At 65.0% G+C, this 25,280-nt stretch carries 27 protein-coding genes; 13 read left to right on the top strand and 14 right to left on the bottom strand.

The window, feature by feature from the left end; all coding sequences use genetic code 11:
- Positions 1-21 precede the first annotated feature (21 nt).
- The 3 genes from OCU_RS32240 to OCU_RS32235 are packed head-to-tail and all read left to right on the top strand — an operon-like array spanning position 22 to position 2,038.
- Positions 22-936, top strand: coding sequence for a spirocyclase AveC family protein (locus OCU_RS32240; RefSeq protein WP_014382043.1), 915 nt, complete (start codon positions 22-24; stop codon positions 934-936).
- 16 nt (positions 937-952) lie between these two features.
- The gene (locus tag OCU_RS51260; protein ID WP_155254932.1) at positions 953-1,120 is read left to right on the top strand and encodes a DUF7156 family protein; all 168 of its coding nucleotides are present in this window, start codon (positions 953-955) and stop codon (positions 1,118-1,120) included.
- A gap of 54 nt (positions 1,121-1,174) precedes the next feature.
- Positions 1,175-2,038: a 3-carboxyethylcatechol 2,3-dioxygenase gene (locus tag OCU_RS32235; RefSeq protein WP_009953872.1), complete on the top strand. Its 864-nt coding sequence runs from the start codon at positions 1,175-1,177 to the stop codon at positions 2,036-2,038.
- Here OCU_RS32235 and OCU_RS32230 read toward each other — a convergent pair.
- On the bottom strand, positions 2,030-3,034 hold the full coding sequence (locus OCU_RS32230; protein WP_196233644.1) for a CaiB/BaiF CoA transferase family protein: 1,005 nt from the start codon (positions 3,032-3,034) through the stop codon (positions 2,030-2,032). The genes OCU_RS32235 and OCU_RS32230 overlap by 9 nt on opposite strands.
- Before the next feature lie 287 nt (positions 3,035-3,321).
- Between OCU_RS32230 and OCU_RS32225 the strand changes: the two genes are divergently transcribed.
- Positions 3,322-4,512 (top strand): CaiB/BaiF CoA transferase family protein, encoded by a 1,191-nt coding sequence (locus tag OCU_RS32225; RefSeq protein WP_033722671.1) that lies wholly within the window; start codon positions 3,322-3,324, stop codon positions 4,510-4,512.
- A gap of 13 nt (positions 4,513-4,525) precedes the next feature.
- Here OCU_RS32225 and OCU_RS32220 read toward each other — a convergent pair whose 3' ends face one another.
- Genes OCU_RS32220 through OCU_RS32210 form a run of 3 tightly spaced genes read right to left on the bottom strand, consistent with a single transcriptional unit; the run spans position 4,526 to position 6,795 of the window.
- A complete protein-coding gene (locus tag OCU_RS32220; RefSeq protein ID WP_009953868.1) occupies positions 4,526-5,866 on the bottom strand; it encodes a TetR/AcrR family transcriptional regulator in 1,341 nt (446 codons plus the stop codon).
- A 12-nt stretch (positions 5,867-5,878) separates the two neighbouring features.
- Positions 5,879-6,364 carry a MaoC/PaaZ C-terminal domain-containing protein gene (locus OCU_RS32215; RefSeq protein WP_009953867.1) on the bottom strand — a complete coding sequence of 162 codons (486 nt, stop codon included), beginning with the start codon at positions 6,362-6,364 and terminating at the stop codon, positions 5,879-5,881.
- A complete protein-coding gene (locus OCU_RS32210; protein WP_009953866.1) occupies positions 6,361-6,795 on the bottom strand; it encodes an FAS1-like dehydratase domain-containing protein in 435 nt (144 codons plus the stop codon). Before OCU_RS32210 ends, OCU_RS32215 begins: the two co-directional genes overlap by 4 nt.
- 78 nt (positions 6,796-6,873) lie before the next feature.
- Here OCU_RS32210 and OCU_RS32205 point away from each other — a divergent pair, with 78 nt between their 5' ends.
- The 3 genes from OCU_RS32205 to OCU_RS32195 all read left to right on the top strand — a co-directional run bounded on the left by OCU_RS32205 (position 6,874) and on the right by OCU_RS32195 (position 10,484).
- Complete coding sequence (locus tag OCU_RS32205; RefSeq protein ID WP_009953865.1) at positions 6,874-8,337, top strand: aldehyde dehydrogenase; 1,464 nt, start codon at positions 6,874-6,876, stop codon at positions 8,335-8,337.
- Positions 8,338-8,353: 16 nt separating this feature from the next.
- Complete coding sequence (locus tag OCU_RS32200) at positions 8,354-9,487, top strand: NDMA-dependent alcohol dehydrogenase (RefSeq protein ID WP_009953864.1); 1,134 nt, start codon at positions 8,354-8,356, stop codon at positions 9,485-9,487.
- A 169-nt stretch (positions 9,488-9,656) separates the two neighbouring features.
- Positions 9,657-10,484 carry an SDR family oxidoreductase gene (locus OCU_RS32195; RefSeq protein ID WP_224112183.1) on the top strand — a complete coding sequence of 276 codons (828 nt, stop codon included), beginning with the start codon at positions 9,657-9,659 and terminating at the stop codon, positions 10,482-10,484.
- A gap of 30 nt (positions 10,485-10,514) precedes the next feature.
- Here OCU_RS32195 and OCU_RS32190 read toward each other — a convergent pair whose 3' ends face one another.
- Both OCU_RS32190 and OCU_RS32185 read right to left on the bottom strand, forming a co-directional pair.
- Positions 10,515-11,018 carry a cupin domain-containing protein gene (locus OCU_RS32190; protein ID WP_011724946.1) on the bottom strand — a complete coding sequence of 168 codons (504 nt, stop codon included), beginning with the start codon at positions 11,016-11,018 and terminating at the stop codon, positions 10,515-10,517.
- Positions 11,019-11,202: 184 nt separating this feature from the next.
- Positions 11,203-12,285: a Gfo/Idh/MocA family protein gene (locus OCU_RS32185; RefSeq protein ID WP_009953861.1), complete on the bottom strand. Its 1,083-nt coding sequence runs from the start codon at positions 12,283-12,285 to the stop codon at positions 11,203-11,205.
- A gap of 143 nt (positions 12,286-12,428) precedes the next feature.
- Between OCU_RS32185 and OCU_RS32180 the strand changes: the two genes are divergently transcribed.
- The 5 genes from OCU_RS32180 to OCU_RS32160 are packed head-to-tail and all read left to right on the top strand — an operon-like array spanning position 12,429 to position 16,438.
- Positions 12,429-13,703, top strand: a complete 1,275-nt coding sequence (locus OCU_RS32180) for a cytochrome P450 (protein ID WP_009953860.1) — start codon at positions 12,429-12,431, stop codon at positions 13,701-13,703.
- The gene (locus OCU_RS32175) at positions 13,700-14,503 is read left to right on the top strand and encodes an enoyl-CoA hydratase/isomerase family protein (protein WP_014379541.1); all 804 of its coding nucleotides are present in this window, start codon (positions 13,700-13,702) and stop codon (positions 14,501-14,503) included. Before OCU_RS32180 ends, OCU_RS32175 begins: the two co-directional genes overlap by 4 nt.
- Positions 14,497-14,931 carry a Zn-ribbon domain-containing OB-fold protein gene (locus OCU_RS32170; RefSeq protein WP_009953857.1) on the top strand — a complete coding sequence of 145 codons (435 nt, stop codon included), beginning with the start codon at positions 14,497-14,499 and terminating at the stop codon, positions 14,929-14,931. Before OCU_RS32175 ends, OCU_RS32170 begins: the two co-directional genes overlap by 7 nt.
- A complete protein-coding gene (locus OCU_RS32165; protein ID WP_009953855.1) occupies positions 14,928-15,851 on the top strand; it encodes an SDR family NAD(P)-dependent oxidoreductase in 924 nt (307 codons plus the stop codon). The genes OCU_RS32170 and OCU_RS32165 overlap by 4 nt, the downstream gene beginning before the upstream one ends.
- The gene (locus OCU_RS32160; protein ID WP_009953854.1) at positions 15,848-16,438 is read left to right on the top strand and encodes a nuclear transport factor 2 family protein; all 591 of its coding nucleotides are present in this window, start codon (positions 15,848-15,850) and stop codon (positions 16,436-16,438) included. The genes OCU_RS32165 and OCU_RS32160 overlap by 4 nt, the downstream gene beginning before the upstream one ends.
- On the opposite strand, the gene OCU_RS32155 is transcribed toward OCU_RS32160, so the two are convergent.
- The 5 genes from OCU_RS32155 to OCU_RS32135 form a co-directional block, all read right to left on the bottom strand.
- On the bottom strand, positions 16,435-18,036 hold the full coding sequence (locus OCU_RS32155; RefSeq protein ID WP_014379539.1) for an AMP-binding protein: 1,602 nt from the start codon (positions 18,034-18,036) through the stop codon (positions 16,435-16,437). The genes OCU_RS32160 and OCU_RS32155 overlap by 4 nt on opposite strands.
- 16 nt (positions 18,037-18,052) lie before the next feature.
- Positions 18,053-18,874: a mycofactocin-coupled SDR family oxidoreductase gene (locus tag OCU_RS32150; RefSeq protein WP_014379538.1), complete on the bottom strand. Its 822-nt coding sequence runs from the start codon at positions 18,872-18,874 to the stop codon at positions 18,053-18,055.
- On the bottom strand, positions 18,871-19,710 hold the full coding sequence (locus tag OCU_RS32145) for an NAD(P)-dependent oxidoreductase (protein ID WP_009953851.1): 840 nt from the start codon (positions 19,708-19,710) through the stop codon (positions 18,871-18,873). The genes OCU_RS32150 and OCU_RS32145 overlap by 4 nt, the downstream gene beginning before the upstream one ends.
- 25 nt (positions 19,711-19,735) lie before the next feature.
- On the bottom strand, positions 19,736-20,893 hold the full coding sequence (locus tag OCU_RS32140; RefSeq protein ID WP_009953850.1) for a cytochrome P450: 1,158 nt from the start codon (positions 20,891-20,893) through the stop codon (positions 19,736-19,738).
- Between the two features lie 312 nt (positions 20,894-21,205).
- A complete protein-coding gene (locus OCU_RS32135; RefSeq protein WP_009953849.1) occupies positions 21,206-22,285 on the bottom strand; it encodes a hypothetical protein in 1,080 nt (359 codons plus the stop codon).
- A 242-nt stretch (positions 22,286-22,527) separates the two neighbouring features.
- Between OCU_RS32135 and OCU_RS32130 the strand changes: the two genes are divergently transcribed.
- Positions 22,528-23,130: a TetR/AcrR family transcriptional regulator gene (locus OCU_RS32130; RefSeq protein WP_020188803.1), complete on the top strand. Its 603-nt coding sequence runs from the start codon at positions 22,528-22,530 to the stop codon at positions 23,128-23,130.
- Between the two features lie 280 nt (positions 23,131-23,410).
- On the opposite strand, the gene OCU_RS50260 is transcribed toward OCU_RS32130, so the two are convergent.
- Genes OCU_RS50260 through OCU_RS32120 form a run of 3 tightly spaced genes read right to left on the bottom strand, consistent with a single transcriptional unit; the run spans position 23,411 to position 25,276 of the window.
- A complete protein-coding gene (locus tag OCU_RS50260) occupies positions 23,411-23,620 on the bottom strand; it encodes a hypothetical protein (protein ID WP_009953846.1) in 210 nt (69 codons plus the stop codon).
- Between the two features lie 4 nt (positions 23,621-23,624).
- A complete protein-coding gene (locus OCU_RS32125; protein ID WP_009953845.1) occupies positions 23,625-24,080 on the bottom strand; it encodes a Zn-ribbon domain-containing OB-fold protein in 456 nt (151 codons plus the stop codon).
- Positions 24,077-25,276: a thiolase C-terminal domain-containing protein gene (locus OCU_RS32120; RefSeq protein ID WP_041787039.1), complete on the bottom strand. Its 1,200-nt coding sequence runs from the start codon at positions 25,274-25,276 to the stop codon at positions 24,077-24,079. The genes OCU_RS32125 and OCU_RS32120 overlap by 4 nt, the downstream gene beginning before the upstream one ends.
- Positions 25,277-25,280: the final 4 nt, after the last annotated feature.

Genomic DNA, 25,280 nt, shown 5'->3' with positions numbered 1-25,280 from the left:
CCCTCCAGCTGAGAGGCAACGATGCTCTTCGCCACATCACAATTGGCACCACCGGCAACCCTCAACCCATCTGGCGTCTGGTTTTTCAACTGGGTGATACCGATCGCCGGCAGCATCTTCATCGTTCTGGCGATCGCCGACGTCATTCGTCGTCGGCGCCTGACCTGGGGATTCCTTTTCCTGTTCAACAGCCTCGCGGTGTATTGGATGGAGACCATCGGGGACTGGGGCCAGATGCTCTTCTACAGCCCGGCGTTCGCCCAGCACCATCTGCTCGAATGGCTACCGATCAAGACCCGTAACGATCCGTTGTTCATGCCGTTCGCCTACGCGGTGTACTGGGGAGTGCACGCGCTTCTGGTGTTGTGGCTGAGTCAATGGGTGTCCGCACGGTTCGGCTGGAGCATGCTCAAATCCATGTTGGTGCTTGCGATTCCAGTCAACTACATCTGGGACTTCGCCGTCGAGGGCACCGCCACGGCGATGGGATGGTGGACCTACGATCCCGGCATGGGGCCGGTTCTGGAGTGGGGCAACGGCGGTCGCATCACACTGCTCTGGACCATCGGCATCATGTGCATATGGCCCAACCTGATCGCCTATTGGGCCGGTAAACCGCCGATTCGCGGCCTCAACCATATTGAGCGATTCTGCCGGTTAGATCGCTTCACCGTCCCGCGGACCGCATTGCATCCGGCTGCCGACACCGAAAGTCGCGGCGGGACAGCCGTTGCCACCAAGCAATTGGTCTCGACCAAGCAGCAAGAATTCGACGACTACCTCAACTACGACGTGGCGATTCCGCGGTGGCGCTTCGAAATCTTGCGACTGGGCGCCTGGTTCATCATCTTCCAGGTCACCTTCTTTGTGTTCCTGATCATTCCGCTGGTGGTGTTGCGCACCGTGACCGGCGCCGACAGCCCCTACATTCCGTGATCCGAAAGGAGTCGTGGTGGCAAGCGAACGCATGAACAAGCTGCCCGCTGAATTCTTTCTTCCTCCGCAGACCAATGCCGCGCTGCAGCGAGAAACCGTCCGGCTTGTCGCGGCATGCGTGGCGTTCATCGTGATCCTCGGCGTCATCGTGGCGTTGACGCAAGGCATCGTCATTACGGTGTGATGCCGTGGTCGGCCGGCGACTGATCTAACATTAGTGTCACTTCTAGCGGAGGTGATGGACGTGACGCCAGAGCGGCTGGTTGTCTGTGCAAGCCACAGCCCGGGTAAGGAGCGCGATGTCGAACGCGCCTTCGGTCGCAGGTTCCGCTCGGCACTGACGTCGGCGGCCGAACGCGCGCAACACTTCGATCCCGACGTGGTGATCGTGTTCGGCGGTGACCACCGCCGCGCGTTTCGACACGTGGTACCCGCCTTCGGGGTCGCGTTGTCCGCATCGATTCTGGCCGAAGGCGGCCACCCGGCCGGCAACCTTGATGTCCCGTCCGCGGTGGCACGCCGACTGTGCGAACACCTGCTGTCGGCCGGGTTCGACGTCGCGGCATGTCGTGACATCGGACTGGATCACGCGTTCGCCCAGCCCGTTCGGGATCTGCTCGGCGACTTGGCGGTCAAGCCGGTCATCCCGCTGCCGGTGAACTGTGCCACGGCTCCGCTTCCGACTGGCCGTCGAGTGGCCGAGTTCGGCGCGGAAGTTGGCCGGTTCCTCGACGGGATCGCCGAGCGGGTGCTGGTGATCGGGACCGGAGGGTTGTCACATTCCCCGCCGAGTCTGGAGGTCGATACCTACGACCTCAGCGACGAAGACCGGGCTCGGATCATCGCCGAGGGTATGGCGGCAGCGCGCACCAAGATCCGTCCCGATTGGGACGCCGAAGTGTTGGACGCCATGTCGAACTGGGACGTCGCTTCGCTGATTCGGCTCGTCGACACCGCCCACACCCGTGCGGGCGCGGGCGCCAACGAGGTCAGGACCTGGCTTGCCGCGGGCGCCGCGGGCGGTGGGCGGCCGGTAACCCCGATGGTCTATGAGCCTGTGCCGGAATGGATCACCGGGATGGCCGTCGCTGCGTCAGCGTGATCGAGGCGCCACGCGCGCGGGCCGCGGTTGCGCGGCCGGGGTTCGGGAGAAGCGCGGCGCGGACGCCGGTTGACGGATCCCATCGATGTCGACGAACACGTTGCGTGCCCGCATATGCGGATCGTCGATCGCCTCGGTCGCGGTCAGAACCGGCGTGACGCATGCGTCGCTATCCGAGAAAACCCGCGCCCAGTGGTCCCGAGTTTCCTCCCGGAATTTGTCCGACAGGGCATCCCGCATCGCGGGCCAGCCGGCACGCTCCCGTTGCGGGCCCAGAGTGTCCGGGTCGATCTCCAGCAGCCGCAGCAACTCGGCGAAGAAGGCCGGTTCAAGCGCACCCACGGCGACGTAGCCACCGTCCGCGCATTCGTAGGTGCGGTAGAACGGCGCCGAGCCATCAAAGATGTTGTCACCCCGCCCGTCTGACCACCGGCCGTCGCCGAGCATCGCCCACAGGATGTGGCCCAGCATCGGTGCGCCGTTGACAATCGCGGCATCGATCACCTGGCCTCGCCCCGAGGCGTGTCGCTCTAGCAAGGCGGCAAGGACGCCCACGACCGCGAATAGCGAGCCACCACCGTAGTCGCCGACCAGATTCAGGGGTGGCGCCGGCGGACGATCCGGGTCACCCATGGCGTGAAGCAATCCGGTGAGGCCGACGTAGTTGATGTCATGGCCGGCCTGTCGAGCTCGGGGACCGGTCTGGCCCCATCCGGTTATGCGGGTGTAAACCAATCTCGGGTTACGACGGCAGCATTCGTCAGGTCCGAGGCCGAGGCGTTCGACGACGCCGGGTCGGAACCCCTCGATGAGAACGTCAGCATCGTCGATGAGGTGGCGCACCCCGTTGAGCTCGGCGGCGTCTTTGAGATCGGCGAAAACGATCCGGCGCCCACGCAGCTGGGCGCCCCCACCACCACCCCCGGGCCGCTGAACCCGCGTCACTTCGGCACCCAGGTCGGCGAGCAACATTGCGGCGTGTGGCCCGGGTCCCATGCCCGCGAGTTCGACGACCTTGATGCCATTCAGAGGACCCGCCGGTGCCTGCGGGCAGCTATCTACCACCTGATGAGCCTAGCCATAATCTGACACCGCATACATATGGTGTTTTCTGTCTGCGCAATGCATCCAGGGGCTACGAGGTCATCCTGATATGATTTTCTGACGTATCCGTCATCTAATCCTCGGGGGTGCTGCACTGTGTGCGTCCGCGGTTCGGGTATTACAGCCGAATACGAGGCAGGCGGTTGGACCGGTCAGCCGGCCCGGAATTCGCCGGCGACATGACGAGTGCGCCACTGGCCGGCATAACCGTCGTGAGCCTCGAGCAGGCGGTCGCCGCGCCGTACGCCACCCGACAGCTGGCGGACCTCGGCGCACGGGTAATCAAGGTCGAGCGTCCGCAGGGCGGCGATTTCGCCCGCGGCTACGACCGCACAGTGCACGGGGAGTCGAGCTACTTCGTCTGGCTCAATCGTGGCAAAGAGTCGTTGACTGTCGACCTCAAGCAGCCCGAGGGCAGACGCATCGTTGAGCGTCTACTCGAGGGCGCCGACGTGCTGGTGCAAAACCTGGCGCCGGGTGCCGCGGCTCGGATGGGCTTGGACACCGAATCGGTGGCGCGCGCGCACCCACGGACCATCACGGCGACCATCAGCGGCTATGGACAGGACGGACCTTGGCGCGACCGCAAGGCCTACGACCTTTTGGTACAAGCCGAGGCCGGGTTGTTGTCGGTGACCGGTTCGCCGGCGGAGGTGGCGCGCACCGGTGTATCGATCGCCGACATCGCCGCCGGCATGTTCGCCTTCTCCGGAATCCTCACCGCGCTTTACACCCGCGCCACCACCGGCGCGGTGCGGCCGGTCTCGGTGTCGTTATTCGACGCGTTGGTCGAATGGATGTCCCAACCCCTCTACTACGGCCGCTACGGGGGAAAGGCGCCACCACGCACCGGCGCGCGGCATCCGACGATCGCCCCGTACGGCCCGGTGACCGCGGGCGACGGCGGCACCGTGTTGCTGGGCGTGCAGAATTCAGCCGAATGGCTGAGGTTCTGCGAAATCGTCTTGGAAAGAAGAGATCTCGTCGACGAACCGCGGTTCGCTACGAACCCTGATCGGGTAGCGCACCGCGATGAGTTGGAGTCGATTATCACCACCGTGGCGGCGCGGCTGAGCGCTGAAGAACTCGAAGCGCGCCTGCAGAGCGCCGGCGTGGCGCACGCGCGCATGAACGGTGTTGATCACTTGTGGCTACATCCGGTACTCGTCGGCCGGGATCGATGGCACGAGATTCAGACGCCCGGCGGTCCGGCTGCCGCGCTGCCGCCGCCCGCGGGCCTGGCAGGCGTCGATCCGGTGATTGGTGACGTGCCCGCGCTGGGCGAGCACAGCCGAAAGATTTTGCACGAGTTGGGATATTCCGCACAGGCGACCGACGAACTCATCGCCGCTGGTGTTACGACGGCATAGCTCAGGACTCGATCTACTTCGCGCGTCCGAAGAATCCGCGGTTGATGCAAGTCATTAACACATCGACGAGCTCGTCGGCGTCAATCGGTTCGGGCAGATCGAGAGCGGCCTGCGGCACCCGGGTGACGAGCGCACGCAGGATCAGTGCGGAGACCACCGGGTCGAACGGATACCGACCCGGTCCGCGGATCAGCATCCTGGCCGCGCCGATATCCATCTGCACCTGGCCGTTCTCCCCGATGCTCACGATGGTGGGGTCGTCGGTGGCGCCTTCGGCCCACGCTTCGATGCATCCCGAATACCGGTCGTAGAACTCGACGTAGGTACGCAGCCAGTGCCGCAGCGTCGACTTCTTGGCCACTGGGTCGACGTCGGCGATCCGGTGGGCGAATGCCGTTCCGGCCCCGTAAATTTCGGCGGCCACGGCGGCGAGCAGATCCTGCTTGTCGCTGAAGTACTTGTAGAACGTGCCCCGCGCCACGTTGGCCGCCTCGACAATGTCATCGACACTGGTGCTGCGATAGCCTCGGGCGCGGAACTGGGCTGCGCCGGCATCGGCCAAAGCATTTACGGTGGTGACGGCGCGCTTACTGAGGCTGGTGGTGCGCTCGCTGATCGAGAGCCCCGCGATGTCTGGGGCCGGAGGTGCCTTGAGGGCGTCGATGTCGGCCGCCGGATCCGTGCTGGCGTGCAAAGACAGTGACCGCAGCACCGATCGTGGGGTGTCAGGGAACAACATCAGCTGCAGGAATACCGACAACGTGTCGACCGCATCCTTGGCGCTACGGCCATAAGCGCGGTCGGTATGTACGAACAGATTGATGCGGTGCACCAGCGCGGTCATCGCCATGGCCGCGACCTCCGGGTCCAGGCCGTTGAGGCCCGAGCCGGCGAGCCGCTCCGCGAGGCGGTGGTTATAACCGCGTACAAACCGGGTGATTTCGGGACGCACCTTGGTGTCCGACGAGGCGATCGCCGTCCACTGCACGAACATCGTGGAGTATTTGTCGAACACCCAACTCCACTCCCCTAGCCACCAGTTCAGATTGTCGAAGCCGACCTCGTCCGGGCCGAGCGGACCGATGCGACGCGCCACCCGAAACAACGCGCTGCCGCATTCGTTGAGCAGCTCCAGGAAGATCTCGTCCTTGCCTTTGAAGTACTGGTACAGGGTGGCCCGGGACACCCCTGCCGCTTTGGCTATCGCGTCGACCGAGGTGTCGAAGTAGCCCACCCGGCCGAATAGCTCCAGCGAGACCTCGGCGATACGGCCCCGGGTGTTGGCACCGCGAGCGCCCACTGCGGGGCTGGAGGGGCCGTAGCTGGCCCGGCGGACGATCGAGGCTTCGGACATAATGTTTCCAGCCTATGGCCGATCCGCGTCACCCGCGCCGCATCGAGCGGCGTTCCGCGGGTTGACGAACTCGGCCGTGCCGGTGATCGCGACGCCGCCCGTCTGCCGGGTAGCGGTCAACTCCACGATCACCCGTTCGGCGTCAGGCTCCGCCGACACGGCGGTCACGGTGCCCGAGCAGGTCAACACGTCGCCCGGCCAGACCTGCTCGCGAAAGCGGACGCCGAAACGGCGCACGCTGCCCGCGCCCAGCCAATCGGTGGCGAACCCGGCCAGTAGCGCCGCGGAGAACATGCCCTGGGCGAACACCGAAGGGTAGCCGGCGGAACGCGCGAGTTGATCGTCGTAATGCATGGGGTTGAAATCACCGGACGCGCCTGCGTAGCGGACGAACATCTGCCGAGTCAGTGGTCCGAACTCGCGGACCGGCGCCTGCACGCCGACACGCAATGCGGTGGTCGTCGTGGTCTGTCCGCCTGCGCCGTCGCCGGGACTCATCGGGGGGCCGTCTCGATGAAGGTGGCTTTGGCCTCGGCGACGAGCGCTCCGCCGGCGTCGCGGTACTCAGTAACCACGGTGGCGAAACGCATCGTGCCCCCACGTTTGCCCGGTTTCGAGTACCGGTCGACGATCCTCTCCCGTGCGGTCAGGACGTCACCGGCCGCGGGCGGGGCGGAGTGAAAGGTGTATTCCTGTTCGCCGTGCAGCAAGCGCTTGCGGTCGAAACCCACGTCAACCCGGACACCGGCCGGGGCCCAGCGGCCTGCGGTCGTCAGGAATGTCGGCGGGATGATCGCGTCAGGACCACGGTAGGCGGGATCGTCGCACAACATGGCCTCAGCGAACTCGGCGACCTTGCCCTGCTCCACGACCAGGTCCCACGGCCGTCCGGAATTACCGTCGGCGTCGTTATCGGGCGATGCAGTCATAGTGACCAATACTGTCAGAAAAAGTGAAGACCTGAAACTAAATCGTCGCTTCGTAGCCAATGGACTGCTTGTCCAAAGATGACATTGCTGCCAGAATCGGTGCCCATGGTGGAGTTGGCGGCAAGCTATGCCGCAGGCAAATGGGTGTCGGGCGCGCACGCCGGAACACTGGATGTGACGTCGCCGGCCACCGGCGAGCTGCTGGGCACCGTCGGTATTGCCGGCCCCGACGACGTGGGCGCCGCGGTCGCCGCCGCCCGCGGCGCGCTGCAGTCGTGGGGGCGGGTCGCTCCTGCCGATCGCGGTGCCGCATTGGGGCGACTCGCCGACGCGCTGAGCGCCCGCAAGGGTGAACTGGCCGACCTGACCACCGCGGAGATCGGCTCGCCGCGATCCTGGAGCACCTTCGGTCAGGTCATCACCGCGGTCGGCGTGCTGCGCGCCTACGCGTCGATCACCCCGCACTATCCCTTCTCGACCACCCGTCCATCGGTGACGGGCGGCACCGTCGAGGTGCGTCAGCTTCCCGTCGGCGTGGTCGGCGCCATCGTGCCATGGAACACACCGCTGTTCATCGCAGCGCTAAAGCTCGGCCCCGCCCTGGCGGCGGGGTGCACAGTGGTGCTCAAGCCGGCGCCCGATGCCCCGCTCGAATTCGGCGTGCTGATGGAGGCGATCGAGGAAGCTGGACTGCCCGACGGAGTCGTCAACGTCGTCAACGGGGGCGCTGAAACCGGCGAGCTGCTCACCGAACATCCGGGGGTCGACAAGGTCAGCTTCACCGGCTCGACGGCCGTCGGTGCCAGGATCGCAGCGTCGTGTGGCTCCCGAATCCGCCGCTGCAGCACCGAACTGGGCGGCAAGTCCGCGGCCATCGTGCTGCCCGATGCGCCGCTTGAGACGACGGTGCCGGGTTTGGTCGCCGGCGTGATGGGCAACAACGGTCAGCTGTGCGCCGCTCTGACGCGAATCGTGTTGCCGCGCAGCCGCTACGACGAATTTGTGGCCGCACTGACGGCCGCCGTCGCCGAGCTGATCGTCGGGGATCCCGCCGACCGGGTCACCGATATCGGTCCGCTGATCAACGAGGCTGCGCGCGACAGGGTCGAGGGGTTCCTGCGGCGCGCGCGGCAGGACGGCGCCACCGTGTTGGTCGGCGGCGAGCGGCCCAACCGTCCAGGGTGGTTCCTCTCTCCCGCGGTCGTCGCCGCGACCAACGACATGGAGATCGCCCGCGAAGAGGTCTTCGGACCGGTCGCGGTCGTGATCGCCTACGACGACACCGGCGCCGACGACGTCGCTGAGGCGGTGGCCATCGCCAACGACTCCCGGTACGGGCTGGTCGGCGCGGTGTGGTCTGCCGACACGGAACGGGCGGCGGCGGTGGCGGCCCAGCTGCTGGTGGGTTCCGTGGCCGTCAACTCGACCGCCGTGCTCGACTTCGCCAGCCCGTTCGGCGGATTCAAGCAGTCCGGCATCGGCCGCGAGGGGGGCCCCGAGGGCATCGCCGGGTTTGTCGAGCATCAAGCCATCATCCGTTGAGCCGGAAGGGATTCCAGTGCAGACTCAAGCAGCGGTCTTGTTCGAACGCAACACACCCTGGTCCATCGAGTCCATCGAGCTCGACGCGCCGAAGGCGACCGAGGTGCTGATCGAACTACACGCTTCGGGCATGTGTCACTCCGACGACCATCTCGTCACCGGCGACATGCCGATCCGATTGCCCTGCATCGGCGGGCACGAGGGCGCGGGCGTGGTCAAGGCCGTCGGTGAGCACGTGTCGTGGCTGTCGCCGGGCGACCACGTGGTGTTCAGCTTCATCCCGTCGTGCGGACGGTGCCCGTCGTGCTCGACGGGCCACCAGAGTCTGTGCGACCTCGGCGCAAAGATCTACTCGGGCATGCAGATTCACGACGGCACCGCTCGCCACCATCTCGGTGGCGACGACCTCGCGCTGGCCTGCGGTATCGGCTCGTTTGCCCACCACACCGTGGTGCACGAGGCCAGTTGCGTGAAGATCCCGGACCACTATCGCCTCGACCTGGCCTGTCTTCTGGGCTGCGGCTTCATCACCGGTTGGGGATCATCGGTCTATGCCGCCAACGTCAGGCCGGGCGACACCGTTGCCATCGCCGGGGTCGGTGGCATCGGCGCCGCGGCAGTCCAGGGCGCGCGGCTCGCGGGTGCCCGCACCATCACCGTCATCGACCCCTCGGAGTACAAACGGGCCGAAGCGGTCAAGATGGGAGCCACTCATACCGCGGCCGACTGGAACGAGGCGAAAGCCGTTGTTGCCGAAGCTACCTGGAACCGCGGCGTAGACAAGTTCATCTGTGCTATGGGAGTCGGTGACGGCCAACTGGTCGGCCAGGCGCTGGCCATGACGGCCAAGCGTGGCCGGCTGGTGGTCACCAACATCCACCCAATGCTGGAACGGGAGATCCGGGCTAATCTGATGGACCTCACCCTGACCGAGAAGCAGATTGTCGGAACCCTCTACGGCTCGGGCAATCCCCGTGCCGACATCCCTAAGATCCTCGAGTTGTACAGCGCCGGGCAGGTGGACCTCGAATCCATGGTCACCCGCACCTACCCCCTGGAGAAGGTCAACGACGGCTACGCCGACATGCACGCCGGCGCCAATATCCGTGGCGTACTGATTTATCCGCCCGCCGAGGGATCACTCGGCTGAGGCGATGCGGTCTCACATACGAGGTCCGCTGGGCACGTGACCGGACGATCTGGCGGCACATCGACCGAGTGCAGCGTGAGAAAGGAAGCGAGATGTCATCTCCTCGGCTGAAGTGCGTGGACACTGCCGGGACGCTCGCGACCGCGGGATGGCTCTGGGGAGGAGCGACATGATCAGCAGACGTCTGGCAGGCAAGGTGGCGCTCGTGACCGGTGCAGCCAGAGGACGGGGTCGAAGCCACGCGCTACGTTTGGCCCGCGAAGGCGCAGACATCATGTTGGTAGATCTGTGTGACAACATCCCTTCGTGTGACTATCCGCTCGCCACTAGCGAAGACCTCGACCGCACCGCTTGCATGATCGAGAAGCTCGACCGACGAGCGGCGGTGTACCGCTGCGATGTCTGCGATCGAACCGAAATGGAGATCGCAGTCGACACCGCGGTACGGCAACTCGGCGCGCTCGACGTCGTCGTCGCGAGCGCCGCCATCGCCCCAACTCGGGCGGAAGCCCCGATCGCGGCCTTCATCGATACGTTCGACGTCGACTTTCTCGGCGTGGTAAACACTTTCAGCGCCGCGATGCCACGATTGAGCGAAGGCGCGTCCCTTATCGCTTCTGGTCCCTCATCGTCGGCGCAAGGACCTCTCCACGATCGGCCGCAGGGACCCGGCGGGGCGGCGTATGAACTCGCGCAGTCGATGGTTTCGCAGTATGTGCAGATGCTAGCTAAACAGCTTGCGCCACTTGGTATTCGGGTGAATACCGCCAGCGGTTCGGAGAACGGCTACGACTCTGGCTACGCCGGACGGCTGTATCGGCCCGTCATGCTCGACGTTGATCGCGTTGGCGCGGCGTCGCTTTCCACCATGTCATGGCCTGTTACGACCTGGGCTGACACGGATGCGTCCGCCGCGGTGGCATTCTTGGCGGCGGACGAATCGCGAGCGATAACCGGCCGGCACGTGACGGTTGATGCCGGCTCGTCCCTCAACTAACCCGACGACCGGGCGCTACACCCGCGCGGCTCAGGTCGACGCCACCCAGTTGGTAATCGATGAGGTGAATGAGGCACCCAGTTTGGCACGTATCCACGGCGGTAGATTTTTTGGCATCGGTAACGGTACCGACCGGGCGCCACGCGCCTCGAGCAGTGCCTCGTACGCGGCGGTATCGCCGCCGAACGGTTGTCCCTCACCGGCGATGAACCCATACAGTTCACACCCCTGCGGGCCGGCCTCCCAAGGTCCGAATACGTCCCCCCACTCAAGCATGATGTGCGTGCCTGCGCGGGCGACCACGTCGCCGCAGCGGATCTCGCCGGCCAGGATGAAATTGCTGTGATCGCCGGTGTGACCGTGCTGCGAGGAGATGGCCCCCGGGTCCCACTTGTTCCAGAACGCGAAGTACCGGGGAGACAGCTCAATCCACTTCTCCCATATCGACGCCGTACGGCCATCTGCGAACTCATAACGCAGCATCTCCTCAGCCGGTACGTCGTCGAGATGCTTGATCGACGGTCCGCCTCTCATTGGGCACTTCCCTTCCGCTACTGATTACGTCCCGACTACAGCCCTCTGCGCTTGACGATCAATCACATCGTCGGAGCCAACGGCAGGCGATCACGACGTTGCAAGCCGCGCCGTTGTTCACTCTTGACGCAGTTCATTCGGGTCGCGCCACCGTCGAGGTGAAGCCTATTTTTAGTCGCACATCTCAAACCTGCACCTGCTCCCACCCTCCGCCTTCGGCGGAGCGGTGCGCGGCGTCGATCACCGCGAGCGACAACAGCCCGTCCTCGAAGGTAGCCGCGCCGCTGGGACCACCGTCGAACGCGGGCAGCCAGTCCTGCAGCATCAGCGCCATAGCCCTGCTGGCGTGACCCGCCAGGCCCCCGGGCAACCGCTCGGGGTGCGCGGGCTCGCGTTCATCCACCGTCAGGGGACTCAATCCCGCATCGGTGGCGGCGCCGAGGCTGTATGCCGCGGAACGCAAGTCGCCGTCGCCGATGATGGTGCCATCGGAGCCGAACAATTCGAGGCGGTAGTGATCGGCGTGGGCGCCCATAACGGAGAGGCTCAAAATGACGGTCACCCCCGACTCCATACGCATCAGCAGTGCCGCGGTGTCATCGGCGGTGACCGGTAGGGTCCCCCCGTCGGGCAGTTCGCGGACAGGATCGCTGGTGCGCACCTCCGCGCACACCGACACCGGGCGGCCGAGCAGGCTGGTCAGGAAGTCCAGATCGTGCACCAGCATGCCGGCCAGATAGCCGCCGCCCTGCTCGCGGTCGTACATCCAATGTGCCTGCAGTGGATGACTCGGATGCCAATACGACGCGCTGCGACTGACCCGGGCGAGGTACTGCGAACCGAGAAAGCCCGAGCGCACCTTGTCGGCGACTGCCAACCAGTCCGGGTTCCACCGGTTTTCGAAACAGCAGGCGGTGGGCAGCTTGGAATCGGTCGCAGCACGCACCATGTGGCGGGCCGCTTCGAGGTCGCCCGCCAGCGGCTTCTCGCACAACACCGGCTTACCCGCCGCCAGTGCGGCGATCGTCATTTCGTGGTGCAGCACGGTGGGAGTCGCGACCGAGATGACGTCTAGGTCGTCGCGGGTAACGAAAGACTGCCAATCGGTGGAGGTCTGTTCGATGCCCAGTTTGGCCGCCGCACGCTCCAGCCGATCGGGTGTACGCGCACAGAGCGCGACGGGCTCGAAGCCCTTCGCCGCCCGGAAACCGGGCACCTGCACACGTGCGCCCCACCCGACGCCGATGATGCCGACCCGTAAAGTCATGTGCTCTTCTCCGTTCCTCCGTTTGCAGTGACACTAACGTTAGATAACTCGTGCCGCGAGCGAACAAATATTGAGACATTGCCCGATCTGATCTAGCACCCCGGCATTGCCTATAAGTGACATGGGTGCCAGAATCGGGTGCTGTGAGCGCGATCGACACCGACGAGCAGCAGTTCGCACCACTGATCGATCTGCGGTGGTGGCAGGAGCGTCCGGCTGAACGGAGCGAGCTCTACCGGCGCCTTCGCGAGGCCGGCGGCCCGGTGTTCGTCCGCACCAACCGACCCGACTCGCCGCGGCCCCGCGGGTTCTGGGCGATCGGCGCCCACCGCGACGTCGTCGACATCAGCCGCCGCCCCGGCGACTTCAGTTCCGGGCAGGGCACGCAGATCTTCGACCAGACCGCCGAGATGCGCGAATACCGCGGCTCCATCATCGACATGGACGATCCCGAACACATGCGGCTGCGCAAGATTGTCTCGCGGGGCTTCACCCCCCGCATACTCTCCGAGCTGCGTGGCCTGGTCGAAGAGACCACCGCCGAGATCCTCGAGGAGATGCCGCGCACGGGTGAGTGCGACTTCGTCTCTTCGTTCGCCACGCTGCTGCCGCTGCGCATTATCGACACCATGCTCGGCGTTCCACGCGAACACGAACAGTTCATCCTGCGGGCGACCAACATCGTGCTCGGCGCCTCGGACCCCGAGTACGTACCCGACCAGACCGTCGCGGGCATCGGAGCCGCGGTCACCGAGATCAGCGAGCAGCTCATCGAGTTGCTCAAGGGCATCGCCGAGGACCGCATCGCCCATCCCCGCGACGACGTGATCAGCAAACTGGTCAACTCCGACGAAGAAAACCTCACACCCCAGGAGCTGGCGAAGTTCTTCATCCTGCTGATCGGCGCGGGCAACGAGACCACCCGCAATGCACTTACCCACGGGCTGCTCATTCTCAGCGCCCACCCCGAGCAGCGCGACCGACTGTTGGCGAACTACGACGACATGGTGTCCACCGCGGTCGAGGAGATCCTGCGATACGCCAGCCCGGTGATCCACTTTCGCCGTACGGTGACCCGCGACGGCGTGACGCTGACCGACGCCCACGGCGAGGTCACCCACACCTTCAACGCCGGCGACAAAGTTGTGGTCTGGTATCCCGCCGCCAACCGCGACCCCGCGGTCTTCGACCAGCCGGAGCGCTTCGACATCGCGCGGAAACCCAACAACCACATCGCTTTCGGCGGCCCGGGACCGCACTATTGCCTGGGTGCGCACCTGGCCCGGCTTGAGCTGAACGTGGCATTCCAGATGCTCTACGCGCGCTACCCTGACATCACCGCCGCGGGCGAACCGGTCATGCTGAGGTCGAACTTCGTTAACGGCATCAAACACCTGAAGGCCACGTACACACCATGAACACGCAGGCAGCAGTTTTGTCCGACATCGCGGACGGCGTCTTGACGATCACCCTGAACCGGCCCGAAGCCGCCAACGCGGTACGTCCCGACGACCGCGATGCCCTCATCGCGCTACTGGCCGCCGCCGACGCCGACGAGAAGGTACGTGTGGTGGTGTTGCGGGCCAACGGCAAGCACTTCTGCTCCGGCGCCGACGTTGGATCGCTCGCCGAACGGCGCGCGCGGGGCCAGAAGCGAGTGCTGGAGCCTACCCGGCGCATCATGAACGGCGCCCAGAAGCTGGTGGCCAGCGTGCTGGACTGCAATAAACCGGTGATTGCCGCAGTGCATGGTGCGGCGACGGGCCTAGGGGCCCACGTCGTGTACGCCTCCGACCTGGTGATCGCTACCGAAAACGCCTACTTCGCAGAGTCATTCGTCAAGCGTGGGCTGGTTGTCGACGGCGGCGGCTGTTATCTACTGCCCCGCCGCATTGGCATGCAGAAAGCCAAGGAGATGGCGTTCTTCGGCGAAAAGCTCTCAGCCACCGAAGCATTCACGCTGGGTCTGGTGAACCGGGTGGTCAGCGCCGCCGACTTCGACGCTACGGTCGCCGACTTCGCCGGCCGGCTGGCCGGAGCGCCGACCTCCGCGATCGCGTTCACCAAACGGCTGCTCAACGACTCACCCGACACCGACCGCTCCGGTGCATTCGTCGCGGAGGCAATGGCACAGGAGATCCAGTCGTATTCACACGACTCCACCGAGGGCGTGCAGGCGTTCGTGGAGAAACGACCGACCGAGTTCACCGGGTGGTAAAGGTGGCTCGCGCTGACATTCCGACCATCGACGCGGCAAGCGCTCCCTACTGGGAGGCCGCCAGGCAGGGTCAATTGTTGATCGCCGAATGCTCAGCGTGCGGCAAGGTCCATCACTACCCCCGCCCGTTCTGCCCGTTCTGCTGGAGCGAGGACGTTGCGCCCGTACAGGCCAGCGGAACTGGAACCCTTTACACGTATTCGACTGTCTACGTGAATGATCTGGCGCCGTTCAAGGAGCGAGTGCCGTATGTCGCCGCGCTCGTCGAACTGACCGAAGGCCCTCGGCTGATGACGACGATTGAAGGCGCGGACTTCGACGACCTTCGGGTCGGAATGCCGGTTACCGCCGTCTTCCGCCCGGTCGACGACACCGATCCCGACAGCCCCTATCTGACAGTCTTCACACCTAGCGAGGAGAACCCATGACCGGACTGCTCGATGGCAAAGTCGCCCTGGTGACCGGGGCGGGGCACGGCATCGGCCGGGGCCACGCTCTCGAACTCGCCAAGCACGGCGCCACCGTGATCGTCAACGACCTCGGCACCAGCCTGTCCGGCGAGGGCACCGGCAAGGTGGCCGACGAGGTGGTGGCGATCATCGAAAGCCGCGGTGGTACCGCTGTTTCCGACTTCAGCGATGTCGGCGACGAGGAGCAGGTCGACCTCGCCGTCGAGCGTGCCTACTCGCAGCTGGGGCGGCTGGACATCGTCGTCAACAACGCAGGAATCGTTCGCGACAAGGCGATCTGGAACATGACCGCCGACGATTTCGACCTGGTGATGCGGGTGCACGTTCGCGGTAGCTGGCTCACCAGCCGCGCGGTCGCTCGCAAGTGGCGCGCGGAATCGAAGGAATCCGGCGGAAAGGTCTACGGCCGAATCATCAACACCACCTCCGGCGCCGGTCTGCACGGCCACTTCGGGCAGACCAATTACAGCGCGGCCAAGGCCGCAATCGTCGGTCTGACCCAGACACTGAGCCTGGAGTTGGCGTCGATCGGCGCCACCGTCAACGCGATCAGCCCGGGTGGGCGCACCCGGATGTCGGCCTCCATGCCCGGCGCGCAGGCTCCGATCGAGCCCGACGAGCGCGCGGAGGACGAGTTCGACCCCAAGGACCCCTCACTGGGGTCGCCGGTGGTGGCCTGGCTGGCCAGCCCCGAGGCCGGCCACGTCAGCGGTCAAGTGATCCGTGCGATGGGCGAACATCTCCAGCTCCTGAAGGGCTGGCACCCCGTCGCGTCTGTCTCGAATGGCGAAAAGCGCTGGGATGCACAAAAACTCGGCGCCATCATGGCCACCGACGTGTTCGGCACCCGAAACACGGGCCTGCGGCTCGGAGGATGAAAACCACGGCGGACGTCGAAGAGGTCGAGCGGGAGTTCCGGCGGTATTTCATGACCGGGCCGGTACTCGAGGACTGGCACGCCTGGGCACACCTGTTCACCGAAGACGCGACGTACTTCGACCACTTCTACGGAACGTTCACCGGCCCGGCGGAGATCACCAAGTTCCTCGAGGGGACGATGGGAGCGGCACCGCAGGTCTACAGCCCGCTCGTCTGGTACGTCGTCGACGGCGCCCGCGTCGCGTACAAGGTGGTCAACCGTGCCGACAACCCGGAGCCGGGCGGGGCGCCCATCGACTTCCCCTCGTATCAATTCATCGAGTATGCCGGCGGCGGTAAGTGGCGTTCCGAGGAGGACGTTTGGATTCCGGCCGAGATGAAGCAATTCGCGAAGCGCTATGCCACGGCCGCCGACGCACATCCGCAAACGCTGCAACAGAAGTTGCGCCGCGAGGACTGGGGCTCCTGGGTGGACTGGGCACGCCCCGAACCGGGACATAAGGCAGCGCCGTCATGGCTGGACAAGGCCGGCTTCACGCCGTTCTCCGGCATTGCGGACATCGACTTCGGGGTCCGGTCACACTAACGCCCAGCGGCGCCGAAGTGGTCACTGCGCAGTTGCGCTTTGCGCACTTTGCCCAACGACGTGCGCGGTAGCTCGTCGACGATGGCGAGACGTTCCGGGGTCTTCTGCCGGGCCAGCCCGGATGCCGCGAAGTGGGCCCGCAGGTCGTCGAGGTTGAGCGCATACCCGGGTTTGAGCACCACGACCGCGGCGACCACGTCGCCGTAACGCGAATCCGGGGCTGCGACGGCAACACCGTCGGCGACCGCAGGGTGTGCGTTGAGCACCTCTTCGACCTGACCCGAGGAGATGGTCTCGCCACCGCGGATGATGACGTCCTTGATCCGGTCGGTGATGGTCAATCTGCCGTGGGCGTCAAGGTGCCCGAGATCGCCGGTGCGAAACCAACCGTCGTCAGTGAACGCCTCAGCGTTCAAAGCGTAATCCTGGTAGCCGACGAATTGATCGGGACCGCGCACGACGACCTCGCCATCTATCCCGATCGGGCAGTCCGCGCCGTCGGACCCGACGATGCGAATCTCTGAGCCCGGGAGCGGTTTTCCATCGGTACTCAGCCGGGCCCACTGCGGCTGTCCCTCGTGTTCGCCGGTGATGGTGGGATGTTCGGTGGCGCCGTAACTGCGGAAGGTGCTGATCCCCGCTTGCGCAGCACGCCGGCCGATCTCCTCGGCGACCGGTGCGGCGCCGACCAGAAACTCCCGCAGACTTGCCAGCTTGTCTCCGGTGTCACCCAGATCAAGGATGCCCGCGAGGTGAAATGGTGTGCCCGCAGTGCAGGTCACGCCGAAACGGTGCACCACCTCGACCGCCTGCGCCGGGTCCCAACCATCCATGAAGACAGTCCGGGCGCCGCTGAGCAACGGCCGCAGCATCGACCCGACGCCCGCGATGTGGCCCGGCGGAAAGGTCACCAGCGACACGTCGTCGGGTTTACCGGCCAGCAGCGCCGGCATGGTTCTCTGCTCGGCGAGAACCGTGTTGTGGGTGTGCTGTACACCTTTAGGCGCCGACGCGGTGCCCGATGTGTACAGCAGCAGACAGATATCGTCGGCGGCCACTGCGGGGCGCCGGTACCGGGCGGCGGATGTGTCCAGTTGCGACCACGCGAGATAGCCCTCGCCCGACTCGGCGTCTAGCATGACGACATGCTGCAGTGAGTCGATCCGCGAAAGATCTTGCAGCCTTTTGCTATACACGATCGATCCGTGCCGCTCTGGCATGATCAGTACCTTTGCAGCCGACTGGTCGAGAACGAAGGCCACCTCGGCCATACCGTAGATGTGCACGATCGGCACCAGCACTGCCCCGCACAACAACACCGCCTGATAAGCGACTGCACACTCGACACGATTGGTCAGCTGTACCGCGACGGCGTCGCCGTCGCGCACCCCCAGCCGCTGCAACGACGCCGCCAACGCCACGGCCCGGTCGTGGATTTCGCATACCGTCGGACTGGACACCGAATCGCCGATGATGAAAGTCAACGGCACGTCCTTGTGCTCGACCGCCCCCGCTTCGAAGGCGTCCAGGCAGGTGCGGTCGGAGTACCAACCGGCGCTATACCACTTGTCGCGCAGCTGACGGTGGTCGAAAGGCATCAGATCCGGCGATTCGCTAGAACTGCGCCATGCCCTGGTCGACCGACAAACGGGTGGCGGTCACATAGCGCGACTCGTCGGAGGCCAGCCAACACACCGCGGCGGCAACGTCTTCCGGCTCGCAGGCCCATTGCGGCAGGAACGGGGTCCCCATGTTGTTCAGCGTGGGGTTGGTCTCGATCGCGGCGAACAGCGCGGCAATCATGTCGCCACCGCCCATCGGAGTGTTGACCGGACCGGGATGCACGCTGTTGACCCTGATGTCGTGCTTGCCCAGCTCCGCGGCGAAGGCCCGGGCCATCCCTGTGACGGCATGCTTGCTAGCGGTGTAGTGCACCATGTAGGGCTGCACCTTGACACCGGCGTAGGAGCTGATCAGGATGATCGACCCGCCCCGACCCCCGTCGATGATCCGCTGCGCGCCCGCCATCACCGTGTTCCACGTGCCAGTCACGTTGACGTCGATGATGTCGCGAAACGACTCGGGCGTGATCTCGTTCCACGGCGCCGGGACACATATTCCGGCGTTGGCCACGATGACGTCCAGCCGGCCGTAGGCCTCGACGCCCTCGTCGACGGCCGTCCGCAGCGCATCCAGATCGCGGATGTCCGCGGCGGTAGCCATGATTCGGCCACCTGTCGCTTTCACCATCTCCACCGTCTCGGCGAAGTCATCGGCGGTGGCCGACGGGTAGCGCACTGAGTCAGGTAATGGGCCCGCCAGGTCGACGGCGATGATGTCGGCCCCTTCTTCGGCCATCCGCACCGCGTGTGCACGGCCCTGTCCCCTTGCGGCGCCGGTAATGAAGGCCACCTTCCCCGCGAGCCGGCCCGTCATCGGTCTGACCCTGCGGTCGCCGAGTCGACGTCCAGGGCCAGCGGCCCCTCGCGCACTGCGGTGCCCAACAGTCCCAGCTCCACACCCGCCTCGGCCGCCGCCTCACGGCACGCCGAGATGTCCTTCCGCAGGAACGGCCCCGCCAGTTCTTCGAAACGATCCATCCCGCCGATGCGATGGGCGTGGGCGGCCACATGGCTCCCGGCGCTGCACACCTGCAGGGTGGACAGCAACACACTCGGGTCGACACCTAGCCGAACGCCCAGATGCGTTGCTGCACAGAGAAGTTGAGCATTGGCTGCGAATAGAAGATTGTTGATCAACTTGAGCGCCAACGCGCTGCCCAGTGCGCCGGTCGCCACCACCGGGTCGGCATATGCGGCCAGGATCGGCGTCACCGATGCGACGGCATCACTCGGCCCGCCGATCAACACGGTCAGCGTGCCCGCATCGATGTTCTCGACGGTGCCACTGACCGGCGCGTCGAGGACGATCGGCGCCGCGGCAGAACTGTCCCGCAACGCCTCGAGGGTGGACAGTGTGCCGGTCGTGTGAGAGACGAACACCGCACCCGGCTTCGCATTGGCGATGAAACCCTCTGGACCGAGCCCGGTTTCGCGCAGCTGGGCGTCGGAGAAGAGGCACGAGATGAGGACGTCGCTCCCGCGCGCGAGGTCGGCCACCGAAGCGGCCGCCACCGCACCTTTCGCCTCCAAACGCCGGCGAATCTCCTCGCGGCGGGCGTACACCGAGACATCGTGGCCGGCGCCGAGCAATCGCTCGACCATCGGCTCGCCGAGTTGTCCGGCGCCGAGGAATCCGACGGTGTTGGGCATTGTGCTTTCCTATGGGTCGACGGCCTCAGCCCCACGTCAGGTTCAGCGAATCCACGCCGAACACCTGACCGCCGTGCTCGATAGGCTGCCCCGAGACTTCGTACTCCGGAATGCGCTTGTGCCACTCCTCCAGCACCACCGCCAGCTCCTGTCGGGCGAGATGCGAACCCAGGCACCGGTGCGGGCCGCCGCCGAAGGACAGGTGACGTGTGACGCCGCGGTCGAAGTCGACCGTGCGGGCATTGGGGTAGGCCGATTCGTCCCGGCCTGCGAACGCCAACGAGAACGACGCCATGTCGCCCGCCTTGACCGGGCACCCATGGAAGTCCATGTCCCGGGTCGCCTTTCGCGCGGTCTGCACGATCGGATAAACCCGGAGCAGTTCCTCCACGGCCCTCGGAATGAGCTGCGGTTCGGCGACGATCCGGGCGCGGTCGGCCGGATGGGTGGCCAGATGCAGCATTGCGTACGACAGCTGGTTGGAGACCGTGTCGAGCCCGGCCATGAACAACAACAGCAGGCAGTTGAGCAGCTCCAGGTCGTTGATCGGTTCGTCGTCGATGGTCCAGTCGATGGCCTTGCTGACGATGTCGTCGGCATCCGGGTCACGGTTCTCGCGTCGCTGTTGAATCAGGCCCGAGAAGTAACCCATCACATGCGTCATGCCCTCGAGCCGGGCCGCGTTGACTTCCTCGCCCACCCCGCTCTGATGCAGGATCATGTCCTCCCAGGCCAGGAACTTCTCGAGATCCTCCACGGGCATGCCCATGATCGTCAGGAAGACCGTCGACGGGAACACCCGCGAGATCCGCGCAACGAAGTCGCACCCACCCTCGCCCGCGACCTGGTCGATCAGTTCCGCGGCCAACTTCTGCTGCGCGTCGCGCAGGCCCTTGACGCGACCCGGTGAGAAGTACTCGGCCAGCACATGGCGCCACTTGGCATGGTCGGGCGGGTCGATCATGATCGGGATCCACTTGTACGGCGGCTCCGGTTCCGTCGGCACGATGACGCTGCTGGACCAGAGCTCCGGGTGCTGGAGTCCGTCCAGGATCACCGAGTTGTCGGTGAACACCCAGTAACCAATGCCGGCCTCGGTGTTGCGGAAGACCGGCCGGGCCTCGTCCTGACACTCATCCAGCAGATGGAAGTGCGCTAGCGCCGGCGACTCCGGAGTGTTCATCTCAATATTCTTCACGGGACATGTTGCCGTAGGCCGATTCTCGCTCATGACGTCCTTCCGTAGCGGCAGCGAACGAGCGCGAAGTCCAAGCACCCGCGGGTCGCATACTACGGCAGTCGACTGTCATAATCGATCGAAATCGTGGCCGATGCTCGCCCGGCGACTCAGCACACTAGGTTAACTATGTTAAACGGCGAGCGCAATACCGCTGGCTGGGTCGGGGGCATCCCCTCTGGACGCCCGATTCTCGTCGATCACCGGCGCGCCATGCTGACGGTATCGGGGCTCGCCAAGATGACTACGTGTGGGGCCTTACGGTGTTAGTAGTGGTGCGCCGCTGCCGAGGGGGCTGGTCAGTCCCCATTCGGCAAAACAGGTGTCGTTTTCGCTGTCTTTGATGGGGATGGTCTTGCCGTCGGGTGAGGTGAACTGGCCCTGACTATGCACGAAGTAGTTGTAGTGCGTCCGTGTGCCTTCAGAGAGTTGGAACGAGTAGATGGATCGGCTGTAGGCGGTCAGCGCCAGCTCGACCCGGCCTTCGGGCGAGTCGAGCTTCACCCGGAATTTGACCGGAGGCCGGATGTGGGTCTGCGGGTCGAACCAATACTCTTCCTCTTCGACGGTGACCTGGTCCCAGTCGTAGAAGATTTCTTTGCCGTCGGTGAACACCACTCGGCTGTAGACGACGCCGGAATCAGGACGTGCGTAGAGGAAGATCTGCAGTTCGTCACTGCGATACAGGTGGTAGAAGTATTGGACCGGGAAGGAGCGGGCCTCGACGACCCAGTTCTCCCCGAAGACGAGATGCTCGTTGATCGAATACGAGTGCTCCTCGAGTTCATATTTTTTGCCCCTGGCGGTGATGGTGCCGCTGGTTTTGGCCCAGAAGTCGCGGCCGCCGCGTCCCTCGGTGGGAAGGTCTTCCCACGTGCCGATGTACCAGTCGGGTTCGCTCGTTCGCTCCATGGTGACATCGACATCGACGCCGAGGTGTTCACCCGTGATGTCCCAGAAGGGAGGCCGGGCGATGATTGCCCGGTCACCTGCCTGCCAGACCACCCGGTCGGTTTCCTTCGTGATCGTGTAGTCATCGACGCGGTGGATCGGGTCGATGCGATGGCTGATGAAGTCGTTGTCCTCGATTTTCTGCCGGTCATACGGTGCGGCGTGGAACGTGGTGTTGTTGATGATCGTGTCGCCGACTCCCCAGACAGATCCACCGACGCGGTAATGCAGAGCGATGAGCAGAACATTCTCGCCCTTGGCTTTTCCGAAGATCCCAGCCCCCATGTCCTCGAGGAAGTGGATACCGGTGTACCGGTCGGCCAGCTCTTCACGGCGGCCGATCTCTTGGTCGAGAGTGATGGCTGGCGAGGCTTCTACGTTGGTCATGTGTGTGCGATCTCCTCAGACGTCGGTGTCTAATCCATGGATCGGTCATGGCGTGGGCCGGCATGGCGTGGTAGGGATGACGGCTCGGCTGAGCAACCATCTCAAGGTTTCATGATCACTGATCACGCAATGCTTGACGCTAGCGTTATGGGGAGGTCGACGCAAGGTTTTGGGCGCATTCTCCCGACGAGATTCTTCGGCGCCTAGGCAGCTCACGCTCGCGTCGACGTAGGGTGCAGGCTGTGGCCAGACCAAAGATTGAGCGCGATCCAGCCGTGACCCAACGCATTCTCGACGTGGCGCTGGACGTGATGACTGAGTACGGGACGGCGGCTCCGATGCGGGAGATTGCGCGCCGTGCGGGCATCTCCTATGGCGTTGTGTACAAGCACTTTCCAAGCCAGTCGGCGCTCTTGGCGGCGGCCACCGGGACTCAGTACAGGCGAGTTCAGCAGGCCTGGCTGGCGGCCCAGGACATTGAAGATCCGATCGATCGGATCATCGCTATGTGCATCGCGCCCTTTGAACTCTTCGCAGAGATCGCCGGTTTCCGGTCCGCGTCCTTCATGACCGTAATCGCCGACCCGAATACGAAAACCCGAGTGAGTGCGATCGCCGCGTCGGCGACCGGGTTGTTCCATCAAGCCATTCAGCAGGCCCAGCAACAGGGCTACTTCCGAGGCCTCCCCGAAGACGCCCTTACCCGAATGCTCATCGGCATCCCGGTCGTCTATACCTCGGACTACCTTGTGCCCGAAGAACCGGATTGGCGACAGCTCGAGCAGGACATCGGCCGCCTGATCCGAGAACTCGCCGAGGCGACGCGAATCGCCTCGGCGGTGTAGCAATCGCCGCGGTAACGACTCGAAGACGATGCTCTTGGCGCATACCGCAAACATCGAATAGATGCGCCCTGCTGCGAGTCTCGGGAAGTATGCGGTGGGCTCGCCACAATCTTTAAGCAGAGCCTTCAGGGTCCGGGCAGTCCAGTGTCGGGCTAATTGGTGATGGCAACGGCATTGTCGCCGGGCGGCCGCATGTGAAGGTTCTGTTTCCGATCCGCTCCGGCCATAGGGCACCGGTAACGCGAGATTCTGCCCGAATGCACATCCAGCTCCTCAACGATTATTCGGCCGCACTGCCCGTGTGAATGCGGGCTTGCCGCAGGCCTTCCTGCGGATCGTCGACGTCGACGTCCCAGTCGCCGCACGAGCACGTACAACGGAAGTGACCATTGACAGGCAGGATTGCCTGGCCGTCACACGATCCTCCGGTGTTGGCAATGCTGGTGAGGAACTCCAGGGGCTTTTCGTGGAGAGCGCTGTCATCGGACATGGCGTTACTCCTTGGCGTTGGGGGAGGCCGCGGCTCGGAAGACGGGGAGCATCCAGCCATCCGTAATCGGTGAAAAATCAACGTGCACAGACATTCCTATCGTGATGTCGGCGGGTGCGACGTCGACGATGTTCGAGACCAGTCGCGCACCGGGCGCGTCGGGCAGGTCGAGGACCGCGGGCACCAACAACAGATCGGGCATGCCCGGGAAGCCGTGCACGACGGCGAAGCTGTAGACGACCGCCTGGCCGCTGAGTTCGACCCAGTTCACCGCGTTTGATTGGCAATTGGGGCAAAACGGTGTCGGGGGCAGCCGGAAGGTCTGACAGTCGCCGCACTGCGGGGCCACCAACCGCCGCTCCTTCGCGGCGATCCAGAACGGCTCGGTGTCCTTGTTGACCGCGATCCGCACGTGTTCGCCCGGAATGGTGGTGGCCAGGGTGACCGCGGCGGTGCTCATGCGGCGCGTCCCAGAATCAGCCCGCTCACGGGCAGGCTTGCCGGCCCGCCGGTGACCAGAGCGAGTTCGGCGTCGCGGACCTGGTTGATGGCGGTGCCGCGCATCTGCTCGACTCCTTCCATGATGTGGGTCATCCCGATGATGTAGGCCTCGGAGAGCTGACCGCCGTGGGTGTTGACCGGAATCGAGCCACCGTCGTAGCGAATCGCTCCGCTTTCGACGAACGCGCCGCCCTCCCCCTTGCCGCAGAATCCGTAGTCCTCGAGCTGCATGAGCACCATCGGGCTGAAGTGGTCATAGAGCACGGCGACGTCGATGTCGGCGGCGCTGATAGCGGCCTGCTCGTAGAGCCGCTTGGCGATGGGCGCATTGCCCGAGGAGGCGAAGTATTCGTCGGGCATGCCCATCCAGGCGAACGCCCTGCCCCAGTCGCGGACGCCGCCGTGGGCGGCGGCAACCACCGGCACCGGCGGTTGCCGCAGATCCCTGGCCCTGTCCATGCTGGTGGTGATGACTGCGACGGCGCCGTCGGTCTCTTGACAGAAGTCGTAGAGACACAAAGGTTCTGCGATCATCCGCGCATTGAAGTAGTCGTCCAACGTCAGCGGTTGGCGATGCATGGCCTTTGGGCGATTGAACGCATTCGCCCGCGTGGAGAGTGCGATCTCGGCGAACGCCTCGCGGCGCGTGCCGTAGAGGTGCATGTGCCTGCGCGCCAGCACCGACATCAACTGACCGGGCCCGAACAGGCCGGATGGTTGGAGGAACGAGTTGATCGGATCGGGGTCCATGGCCGAAAACACCGAGCCCAGGCGTTGTTTGGACTGTTGCAGCGCCATCACCGTCACCACCACCGAGGCGTCCCCGGCGACGATGGCCGCCCGCGCCAGGCCGATCGCGCCCGCGGAGCCGCCGCCGCCGGAGGTCAGTGCGGCGGTGAACCGGACTTCCGGAATGCCAAGCGTTTCCGTGAAGTCGGCGGTGTCCATCTTCTCCGTGTAGCCCGCGCTGGCGCCTGAGTAGTAGGCGAACCCGTCGACGTCGGTGACGGGAAGGCCGGCGTCATCACACGCCGCCAGGATGGCCTCGCCGGCCAACTCGGTGATCGACTTCGGTAATGACCCGCCGCGCTTGTAATAGGGCGTGGCACCGACACCCACAATCGCAACGTCGCGCAGTCCAGACGAAGTAGCCACGCGC

The sequence above is a fragment of the Mycobacterium intracellulare ATCC 13950 genome, from assembly GCF_000277125.1.
Taxonomy (GTDB): Bacteria; Actinomycetota; Actinomycetes; order Mycobacteriales; family Mycobacteriaceae; genus Mycobacterium; species Mycobacterium intracellulare.
This window is presented reverse-complemented; position numbering and strand designations above follow the sequence as displayed.